General features: G+C 41.8%; 6 protein-coding genes and 1 pseudogene. 6 read left to right on the forward strand and 1 reads right to left on the reverse strand.

Annotation, left to right across the window (positions count from 1 at the left end; translation table 11 throughout):
- The first annotated feature begins 3 nt into the window (after positions 1 to 3).
- From BK127_RS31195 to BK127_RS31205, 3 genes are all read left to right on the forward strand, one after another.
- Positions 4 to 1,167, forward strand: a complete 1,164-nt coding sequence (locus tag BK127_RS31195) for an amidohydrolase (RefSeq protein WP_076236023.1) — start codon at positions 4 to 6, stop codon at positions 1,165 to 1,167.
- A gap of 118 nt (positions 1,168 to 1,285) precedes the next feature.
- On the forward strand, positions 1,286 to 1,723 hold the full coding sequence (locus BK127_RS31200) for a CBS domain-containing protein (RefSeq protein ID WP_076236004.1): 438 nt from the start codon (positions 1,286 to 1,288) through the stop codon (positions 1,721 to 1,723).
- A gap of 169 nt (positions 1,724 to 1,892) precedes the next feature.
- Positions 1,893 to 3,059 (forward strand): Gfo/Idh/MocA family protein, encoded by a 1,167-nt coding sequence (locus BK127_RS31205; RefSeq protein ID WP_076236005.1) that lies wholly within the window; start codon positions 1,893 to 1,895, stop codon positions 3,057 to 3,059.
- Between the two features lie 56 nt (positions 3,060 to 3,115).
- Here the strand turns inward: BK127_RS31205 and BK127_RS31210 are convergent.
- Positions 3,116 to 3,424: pseudogene (locus BK127_RS31210) on the reverse strand (thermonuclease family protein); the annotation flags it as partial.
- Positions 3,425 to 4,412: 988 nt separating this feature from the next.
- On the opposite strand from BK127_RS31210, the gene BK127_RS31215 reads away from it, so the two are divergent.
- From BK127_RS31215 to BK127_RS31225, 3 genes are all read left to right on the forward strand, one after another.
- Positions 4,413 to 6,503, forward strand: coding sequence for a CHAT domain-containing protein (locus BK127_RS31215; RefSeq protein ID WP_076236007.1), 2,091 nt, complete (start codon positions 4,413 to 4,415; stop codon positions 6,501 to 6,503).
- 201 nt (positions 6,504 to 6,704) lie between these two features.
- Complete coding sequence (locus BK127_RS31220; protein ID WP_076236008.1) at positions 6,705 to 8,693, forward strand: ATP-dependent nuclease; 1,989 nt, start codon at positions 6,705 to 6,707, stop codon at positions 8,691 to 8,693.
- A gap of 3 nt (positions 8,694 to 8,696) precedes the next feature.
- Entirely contained in the window at positions 8,697 to 10,517 is a 1,821-nt protein-coding gene (locus BK127_RS31225; protein ID WP_076236009.1) for an ATP-dependent helicase, read from the forward strand.
- The last annotated feature ends 315 nt before the right edge of the window (positions 10,518 to 10,832 follow it).

A 10,832-nucleotide genomic window follows, 5' to 3' on the forward strand; every position in this document is an offset into this window, starting at 1 on the left:
ATGATGGAATCTTTATTGCAAGCAATAGATCTTCTCGTTCCCCAGATGATCAGCTGGCGGCGTTATTTACATCAGCATCCGGAGTTGTCCTATCATGAACGGGAGACAGCGGCTTTTGTGGCACGGCACTTGAAGCAGTGGGGAATGGATGTACGCACACATGTCGGTGGGCATGGTGTCGTAGCTCGTTTAAAGGGAAATGGCAATGGTCCTACAGTGGCCCTGCGTGCTGATATGGATGCACTGCCTATTCAGGATGAGAAGACCTGTGATTACGCATCAAAACATAAAGGTATTATGCATGCCTGTGGACATGATGCGCATACTTCCACACTATTAGGTGTGGCTAAGGCCATGTCAGAAAATCAAGAGGTCCTGCAAGGTGATGTTGTTTTCATATTTCAGCATGCGGAGGAACAAAGTCCCGGCGGCGCAATTAATATGATCAAGGAAGGCGCGCTGGATGGGGTTGACTATGTGTACGGAATTCACCTGTGGACACCATTTCCTGTAGGCAGTGCTTATTCCAAACCGGGTCCGATGATGGCCGCGGCAGATGAGTTTGAAATCGTGGTAAAAGGCAAGGGTGGGCACGGAGGGCTTCCGCATCAAACGATCGACAGTATCGTCATCGCTTCCCAGGTTGTCGGTAATTTGCAAACCATAGTGAGTCGAAGCGTGAGCCCAACGGAGCCCTGTGTTGTTTCTGTAGGCTCTTTTCATAGTGGAAGCAGCTTTAACGTGATTGCTGAGTCCGCCGCTTTGAATGGAACCGTGAGGACTTATGATCCTGAGCTTCGTCTGGATGTAAAAGACAGGATGGAGAGAATTGTTGGACAAACCTGTGAGATGTATGGGGCGGAGTATAGCTTTGATTATAAAATGGGCTATCCGCCTGTTGTCAACGATGAGGGTGAGGCGAACCGATTTCTGCGGGCCGGAGAAAAGGTTGTTCCCGTGAAACCTTCACCACTCATTATGGCTGGAGAAGATTTTGCTTATTACTTACATGAGCGTAAGGGCTGCTTTATGTTTGTGGGTGCGGGTAATCCGGAACAAGGAATCATTCATCCGCATCATCACCCTAAATTTGATATTGATGAAAGCTCGATGAGAGACGCAGCTCGCTTATTTATTGCAATGGTTATGGATTGTCAGAATGGTTAGAGGTTAATCGAATGGGAATGGACAGTTCGGGGAAATCTATGTCTGCGGCGGGAGCAGGGTGTTTTTTTGTTGATAAAAAACCAGCTTGCGTCAGACTATACTCCTGGAGGTAATTCGCATGGGTGCATCACTAATAAAAGACATCATGACAAAGCAATTTGCTACGGTCACGCTAAAGGATAACGTGTATGAGGTTGCGGTAAAGATGAAGCAGGAGGATACTGGATTCATACCCGTCGTTGAAGGAACTAAATTAATTGGTGTAATCACCGACCGGGATATTGTCATTCGTGGCTTGGCCGAGAAAAAAGAAGGCTCAGCAGCAGTTGAAAACGTGATGAGCAGCACGCAAATTACAAGTGCAACTCCTCAAACAACCATCGACGAGGCTGCCAAGCTGATGGCCAAGCAGCAAATTCGCCGGTTACCTGTTGTGGACAACGGAAAGTTGGTCGGGATCGTATCGATTGGTGACCTTGCTGTAAGAGACAAATTCGCTGATGAAGCTGGCGAAGCTTTAAACCAGATTTCTGAAAAAGAAAAAGTGAAGATTTAACTTAACTCTGCTATTATTCAACATTTGGTGAAGACTAATGTTCTCCCTGATTGTGAAGGGGGAACGTTTTTTTTGTTGTAATGTTAACGTGTGCAAGGTATAATAAACGAGTGCAAGAAAATGCTTACAATTATTCTTTTTAATTTAAATGAGAGGCAGGGAAATACGAATGGATAAAGTACGCATCGGTATTATCGGTGTAGGCAACATGGGAAAAAGCCATATCGATTACTTGACCAAAGGCCAAGTAAATGGCGCCGAGTTGACCGCCATTGTGGATACAGACCCAACCCGACTCGAATGGGTTAGAGCCCATCATGGCAATGCAAATATTCAATTGTTCGATAACGCGGAGGCATTTTTCGCATCCAAAGCATTCGATGCTGTAATAGTAGCAACTCCACACTATGACCATCCGACATCTGCTATTCAAACACTTGCTCATGGGTACCACGTTCTGGTCGAAAAACCGGCTGGCGTATACACGAAGCAGGTTCGTGAAATGAATGAGGCTGCGGCTAAATCCGATAAGGCATTTGGTATTATGTTCAATCAGCGTACCAATCCGCTCTATCAAAAGCTGAGAGATTTAATTACTTCTGGTGAACTTGGTCAAGTTCGTCGTACGAACTGGATTATTACCAATTGGTACCGTTCCCAGAGCTATTATGATTCAGGCGGCTGGCGTGCAACCTGGGCTGGAGAAGGCGGCGGTGTTCTGATCAATCAGGATCCGCATCAGCTGGACTTGTGGCAGTGGACTGTTGATATGATGCCGAAGCGTGTAAGAGCGTTTTGCGGCTTTGGTAAATACCGTAACATTGAGGTTGAAGATGATGTAACGGCGTACGTAGAATATGAAAATGGTGCTACAGGGCTGTTCGTGACAACGACAGGCGAAGCACCAGGAACAAACCGTTACGAAGTTAGCGGCGACAACGGTAAAATCGTGATCGAAGATGACAAGCTGACCTTCTGGCGCCTGCGTCAATCCGAGCCTGACTTTAACCGTGAGTTTAAAGGTGGCTTCGGTTCTCCTGAATGCTGGAAATGTGAAGTTCCTGTAATTGGAGCTCCAGGACCACAGCATAAGGGTATTACACAAAACTTTGTTGACCATATCCTAAAAGGAACCAAGCTGTTGGCTCCTGGTGAAGAGGGTATTAAAGGCTTGACGTTATCCAATGCAATGCACTTGTCGTCATGGACTGACAACTGGGTAGATCTGCCAATCAATGAAGACCTGTATTATGAGAAGCTGCAGGAACGTATTAAAAGCTCTACTTTGGTTAAGGAAACCAAGGAACTGCAATTGGACGTTAAAGGCACACATTAATCTACATTCTATACGCTCAATAACAAAAGGTGACTGGTGGGATTGCTCCCTCCTGGTCACCTTTTTTCAAATGCGGCCTCGTAATTTTTCCATAAGCCTTTTTGCTTTTGTCGTGCCTCCTCCTGAGCCTTTTTGAACAAGTCCACATATTTCACGTTTGGTGGAAAGGTCGCTATTCGTGCGTAACCTTCGCTTACCAAAGTGCGATTGAACAACTCGTCCCCAACCCACACATAAGCGAGCAGTCGGTCGTATTGATCCTTGCGGTCAACATCCCATTCCAATTCTACTGTTTTTTTATCAAGACGTTTCTTCGTATAGTTCGAGGCTTCTTCACCATAAAACATGACTGGTGTATTTGGTTTCTTCGTCTCGGGGTATTTCTATAAAATACATGTACAAAATACCATAAATCATATCCTCTCCTTTCAATCTTCTGAGTGAACTGTATCATAGATGAACTGTACATAATTAAAAACTGTACACAAATTGAAATAAGAAGAGATTATTATGTACACTTGCTTCGCACCTTATCGCTTGACGATTAATGAACCGCAATTGCTGTAAACCGAATCAAAGCTTATGACGGGACTGTCTTCGCTGTATAGATTTTTGATCGTCATGCTTTAGCTACTTCCACAAACCTTCCACGGTTTCAGTTCAGGACTGTACTTGGGCAGATAAACGAGCCGTAGTCGTTTGTGCTAACGGAGAAAAGGGTGGATGTCATCTACGTGATGAATACAATGTTGTAAACAATGTCTTTTTCAGCAAGTTCTATTATATTCGCTCTCATGTCATTGCTTGCATGAAACGGATCAATCGACGTCCGCTTGAAGTGATCGACTGACTTCTTCTTCGGGTATAAAAATCTTTAGTTCATTCTATATAGTTCTTTTCGTATCATAAGAGCATTTGATCCTTTCTAATACCTTAAGGACAAATTATCCGATCCGAGATTTTAATAATATTGTCTTAAATAACTATGTGCAACGTTTTATAAAAATAAGATATAATGGAATTTAGAGGAAACGTTACAATACAACTTGAGTCTCCATGAATCACCACGTACCAACAATTAATAATTGGGTTGATTAAAGCGGTCTAGAATCGATTTTAATCCGTTTTTAATTGGTGTTGGTAAATTAGAACTTCCAAATTCAGAAGCTCTTAGAAGTAAAATAGAACGCTGTACTAGCATATTAAATTTTTTTGATTTTATCAAATACGCTAATATGTGCTTCTAGTATAGTATTCCGTATATCACAGTTTAATTAATATCAACGAGATTCAGTTTAAAATGGTAAATTATATGTAAAAAAATTTACTGTCCATGTAAAGGAATGTTATCAAATGAGAAGAATTTACCTAAATTATTATATCATGTTCAATGAAAAGCCCCCTACGGAACCTTATTTGCCTATTATTCCCTCATATTCGAGTAAAGAACAAAAAAAGAATGAGCAAATGCATGGGCTAGATCCTGCCGTAGAAAGAATACTTCCTGCAATATGTTATTGCCTTCACCTACCTAGAAACGGATTTGATACTCTTGATATGAGCCCCAATACAATTGCTAATGGTTATTGGGTTCCACACAGTATTGTCCTAATTCCGTCATATTTTGGTTTGATGAGGGTTTCAGCAAATAAAAAAGATATGCAATCTCCAACGCTTGTAATATATGAAGATTCATGTTTTGAAATCGCAAAAGAATTTGCTTCAAAAAATGGAAGCCTGATTAACTGTGTACCTATCTCCTCTTTAACAACAGAACTTCTAAAAGAACACTGGTCAAAAATCACTTCATTTATACAAGAAATACCACAAATTGAAAATCCACTACATGTAGAACCAGAACTATTACCTGAACAAGCTAGGGTGGCATTACCTTTAATCTTTCAATTAAATCAATTCCGAGCAAGTAAGGAACTACTTGAAAGGTTGAAGAATACCGAATTTTCTCGAGATTCATTATTGGAAGAAACTATTTTATCAAGATCACGTATAGAAACGCTGGCAAAATTAGAAAAACAAAGTATGCAAATTAATACCAAAGATGAATTTATTAGTATATTAGGAAAAGAAATAGAAAATTGTAGATTACCTTTAGTGATTACATTATCTGGAACGGCTGGTCGACTGAGGCCTCGAGGTTCTTCATCGAAAAATGAGCTTGTTTCTTCTGAGAAAACTGCTGTCGAGATTCTTGGTATTCATAGAGCAGCAGCTAGTAGGGGGCTATGGTTAGATGGTGGTGTTCTTTCTACTGATCTATTTACTGAACTGCATCAACTGGAAGATCATTGTAGAGCTAGAAAGCAATCCAATCGTTTCATATGGGATAGCATGAAACGTATCGGTAACCTCCTCGAGAGACAAATAGGCTCCGTTGGAATAGAGATGATTCTTTCTTCATCACATATTTCAGCCTATTCTGATTTCCCGATAGGAGTTGCTATTTTACCAGGACAAGAAGATCCGTTGTGTTGCACAAGGCCAATTTCTAATATTCCTATCTCACCATTGACTCGAACAATGCAGATGGAACTAACACGAACTTTTGAGCATTATATTGGTCGAAGCAGAGGGTTTAAAATAGTTATCGTTGAATGCTTATCTCGTGATGATCATATAAGACCATATTCGGATGTTGCTTGGAAAGAGATTATCGGCATGCTCAATGATAATAAATCTGTACAAGTTATTTATTCTGAAGCACAAACAAGAAAGGGACTAAAGGACATATTAGATCAAAACCTTGACGCCGATATTTTGGTAATATCTGCGCATGGTCACTATAGAAATAAAAATAATTTTGCGGGTCTATATATCGGAAAAGAGATTTGGTTGGCAACTGAAAACGATATTCATGTACCACCAATCGTTATTCTAAGCGCATGTCATGTGGCTCCACGTGGATTAGGTGCAGTTACTGTTAATGATTTGCTATTGAGATCTGGAGCAAACGTAGTCATTGGCACACTAATCCCTGTTGATGTCAAAAAAAATGCGACTCTTACTGGAAGACTATTTGCTTATATCACCGATGCGTTGGAAGGAAAGGGAGACTGGGGTCGGTCTCTCGACCAAGTCTGGCATCATGTTTTGGCATCTAATGCTGTACACGAAATCCTAGAATCAAATAAGAATCTTATGGAATGGGCCAATAAAAGCATCCCAGGGAAACTCAGTAGGATTCAAGAATTTAAATTCTCTAGATCAGTTGATAAATTAAGATATGGACATATTTATTCTGATACAAAGAAAGTTTTAAGAGAGATGGCAATGGAAGACGGATTAGGAGAATATTTTGATGAGGTGATGTCTTCTCAAGGTTTCTTTCCTGAGTCATGTTTCTACACAATGACCGGGAAGCCTGAAAATGTTATTTTATGTGAACCAATAATCGAGGACTTTATTAAGAGCGGAAGAACTATCTAGCATAAATTCAATAATATTTTGCCCCATTTGATCTACGTAGGGGCAAAATATTTGCTCAAAACTTATGATATATGCTAAAGATTACAATGAATTTTGTGTTTTGAAGTATAACCGTGGCTAAGATTAGAAATCAACTTATTGCATAATAATTAGTCGAAGTACAATCTTTAGCTGAAGGATAATCATTGGAGGGGATAAGCGTTGAAATCGCCATACATTTCGCGTGTAAAGATAAAAAATTTTAGGAATTTCAAAGATATCGACGTTTCTTTAAGCCACAAACAAATTATCATCGGTGAAAACAACGTGGGCAAGACGACCTTACTTCGGGCCATACAGCTTATACTCGACCCAAAACTTTCCGACGAAGACCGTCAACTCTCAGAGTCCGATTTTTACGATGGATTGGAATCCCCCTTTGAAAACAGTGAAGAAATTGAGGTGATGATCGAGATCCAGGGCTACGATCATAACAAAACACTCCTTTCCGTTCTATCCGACGCCACTGTCTCGGTCAATCCACAAACCTTGAGGCTGACTTACCGCTTTTATCCTGTTGATAAAGAAGACGGAGCGAAAGAGTATAATTACACAATTTATCAGGGCTTAAGAACGGATATTCCGTTCACTCACAGCCAAAGGAAATTCCTCAACATGCGGGTAATCAACGCTATTCGAGACGTCGAGAGCGAATTGAAAAACTCCAGAAGGTCGCCCATCACACACCTCCTCAAGCAATATGACTTTGACAAATCCGAACTGGAAAAAATCGCGGCGAGTCTCAAGGCTCAAGGCGACCAAATCCTGACGCTTGGTGAGATAATGGACTTGACGGAAAAGATTAACATCAGGTTCGGTAAAGTCATCGGAATCCAACCCGACTCCAACATTCACCTGGGGACAATAGATATCGATCCTAACCGTATATTAAACACATTAAAGATAATGATGGGAGCAAACAAGCGCCCAACAAGCGAGACAAGCTTGGGACTAAACAATATCCTTTATATTTCTTTGGTCCTTCTTTCGCTTGAGGACAAAACCGTCCCGAGCTTTATGAAGGCAAAGAGATATGAGGATTTGCTCTGCGAGGAGGGAAGCGGGATACTCACGGAGTGTTACGAGGAAAACGACAAAGAAGATTACCTGCTTAAGCGCCATCTTGAAGACAGTTTCCAAAGGCGACTTTACGAGTTCATGGATTCGAACGCCCGTAATAATAAAGGTTTCACAATACTAGCCTTGGAGGAGCCTGAAGCTCACCTCCATCCTACATTGCAGCGCGTGATCTACAAAGAAGTAATGCTCGGCGAATCTTCGGTATTAATGACAACGCATTCCCCACATATTACCTCTGTCGCACCTCTGGAATCGATCGTTCATTTACGCTGGACAAGCGAGGGGACGATGATCAATACAACGGCGGGGCTTGATCTAACACCTGGCGAAAGTAGAGACCTTAAGAGGTACATAGACGTCAAGCGGGGCGAGCTGTATTTTGGGAAAGCGGTCGTAATTGTCGAAGGGATAGCAGAGGAATACTTGATCCCGAAATTCGCTGAGCTTTTGGGTAAGCCGCTCGACCTAAAAGGGATTATCGTCTGCAACATCAACTCTACAAACTTCAAGCCTTACATCAAATTTTTAGACAAGCTCGGTATTCCTTACGTAGCTATTACCGACGGGGATTTTTATACCAAAGAGGAGTCTACTGACGACGAAAAGAGAATTTACCATGTCCTTGAAACCGAGGGAACAGAACATTTCGGTTACCTCGGAAATGAGATAATGTGCGGCTTGCTTACCGATTTGAAAAAGGTCAGCGTGAAACATATTCCAAGTGGTTTTGCTGATCAAGACAAGTTACTTGCAGAGCATGGCCTTTTTGTCGGGCGTTATACGCTTGAAGTGGATATTATGGTGAGAAACGCGAAAAATGAAAAAGAGAAGAAGATATTATGCCAGGTATTCAACGAATTAACCTCAGGTGGACCTCGACAAAAGGGGAACTTCAAAAATGAATTGGATGAAGGACGTTATTATGACTGCTTGAAGAAAATTGAAAGTAGTAGCAACGGAATCGGTAAAGGCCGATTCGCCCAAAGGTTATCCGATATTTGCACGAAGTTTCACATCTCCAGTTACATCAAAAAGGCAATTAACCAAATATATGATAAAGTGGACGGGTAAACGATGGAATTGTATACGAAGAAGCTCGATCAACTTAAACGGGACCCAGACCAATTGCAAGCTTTACTTTCCGAGAGAAGCACTGTCGTGATTGCTGGACCAGGCAGCGGAAAAACGACTGTTCTGACCCTAAAAATCATGCGCCTTCTTAAGGAGAAAATCAGCCCTCCTAGAGGGCTGGCGTGTGTGACATTCAACAAAGCCGCTGCCGAGGAATTCAAAGACAGACTAAAGCAGTTGGGCTACCAAAGACGAAGTAACGTTTTCCAAGGGACCGTTCATTCGTTTTGTATATCGGAAGTGATCGCGCCCTTCGCTCACCTTTATCATTATGGAATTCCCTTGCCGCTCAGACTGATTTCAGCCAAAGAAAAAAGAATCCTTTTCAACAATGTTGTCAAGGAATTGAAGTTTGAAGACATGAAGCTTAAGATTGAAGATATGGACAAGGAAAGGACCCTCACTATCGAGGGAATCAGCAAGGTTGAGATCTCGAGCTACGACATCGCACTAAGGACTGCCAAAGAGTATGAGATTCGCTTGCACTCCCTTGGGATGGTCGATTTCGTTGACGTGGTCAAATATGCGACTTTGATTATCCAAAAAGAGGAATATGTGCGTAACTGCCTTGAAGCAAAATTCCCATGGATATTGATTGACGAGTACCAGGACCTAGGTAAGCCCTTGCACGAGATGGTCCTAAACTTGTTTTATAAAACGAAAATAAAAATCTTCGCGGTTGGCGACCCTGATCAGTCCATTTACAGTTACAACGGCGCGATTCCCGATTATTTGATGGAGCTTTACGAAACTAAGAATGTCCTGCCCATCGAACTAACCACGAACTACCGCAGCAACCAAGATATTATTGATGCTTCGGGTCTTGCTCTAGGGACCGATCGAATCAGAAATTATAAAGCGGGTTTACGCTTGGACGAAAAGGCCGAGTTCCACTTTATGGTTTGCGAAGAGGAGATGGCTAAGCAATACGAAGTGGTTTTCTCCACAATCATTCCCGATTGCGTGAGCAGAGGCGTACCTCTTGAAGAGATTTGCGTCATTGTCGGAAGAAACTCGGAAGCGGCTGATTTGGGCCAACGATTAAGTGAAGCGAGAATCCCATTTCATATAGCGAGAAGAAACGATCTTGAACTAAGTGACATCGTCAAATGGCTGATGAAATGCGCCGTGTGGACGTTGGACAAGACAAAAGAATCTTTGAACGACTTAACCTCCTTCTGGTCCAAGATCCTTATGTCACACGACATGCCAGCAAACGATCAGGTCGCTCTGCAAAGGGGTTTGTTTGAGACATTAACCGCTAGCTTGAAGCATTCCGAAAACCTCGGTGATTGGATCTCATTTTTGATTGATCGCTTCAAATTAATGGACTTGCTTACTGATTCCTCTGTTTACCCAGAAGAGACGGAGAATCTGGAGAAGCTCATTACCATCGCTTCTGAGGGGCAATTCGTGGATTACACGCTTGCCCAATTCAGTAAGATTGGCAAGCCTGTCAATCAAGTGACCGTCACAACCAGGCATAGCTCCAAAGGTCTAGAATTCGAAGTCGTAATAATGCTCGGCATGGAGGAAGAGCGGTTCCCATCCTATTATAGCATTAATTCCTCAGACCCTTCTGAGTTGGAGGAAGAACACAGAGTGTTCTTCGTGTGCGTGAGCCGTGCCAAGCGCGTATGTTATCTTCTCAGATCTAGATATTTTAAAAATCAGTACGGGAGAAAGTTTAAAAAAGAACCCTCGAGGTTTTGGGAAATGCTTGAGATAAAATATGGAGAACAAATCACAAGCCATAATATGTAACTTAAACGGCTACAATTGTTGACTTTAAAAAACCTATAGATACGGAAAGAATAAAATGCGAATTATTACGATCATTTCCAGTTAATGGCGCTTATTGAAATATTTACATCGCATAGCAGCTATTCTTAAAAACATCAACTGAGATACATAAAAAGAACGGGATGATCTATGATCTGGACCCTCTGTCAAGGACACTTGAAAAAAAGAGTGGTTTAGGTGTTCGTTGAAAATAAAGTTCTATATAAAACGCAATTAAGATTATAACCTAACGAGCAGTCGATCAATCGTCTTCAATGGAAGCTTATTGATTCGCTG

Source organism: Paenibacillus sp. FSL H7-0331 (genome assembly GCF_001956045.1).

Coding starts and splice junctions, on each gene's coding strand:
- BK127_RS31195 (WP_076236023.1), top strand. CDS start 4: ATGGAATCTTTATTGCAAGCAATAGATCTTCTCGTTCCCCAGATGATC.
- BK127_RS31200 (WP_076236004.1), top strand. CDS start 1,286: ATGGGTGCATCACTAATAAAAGACATCATGACAAAGCAATTTGCTACG.
- BK127_RS31205 (WP_076236005.1), top strand. CDS start 1,893: ATGGATAAAGTACGCATCGGTATTATCGGTGTAGGCAACATGGGAAAA.
- BK127_RS31215 (WP_076236007.1), top strand. CDS start 4,413: ATGAGAAGAATTTACCTAAATTATTATATCATGTTCAATGAAAAGCCC.
- BK127_RS31225 (WP_076236009.1), top strand. CDS start 8,697: ATGGAATTGTATACGAAGAAGCTCGATCAACTTAAACGGGACCCAGAC.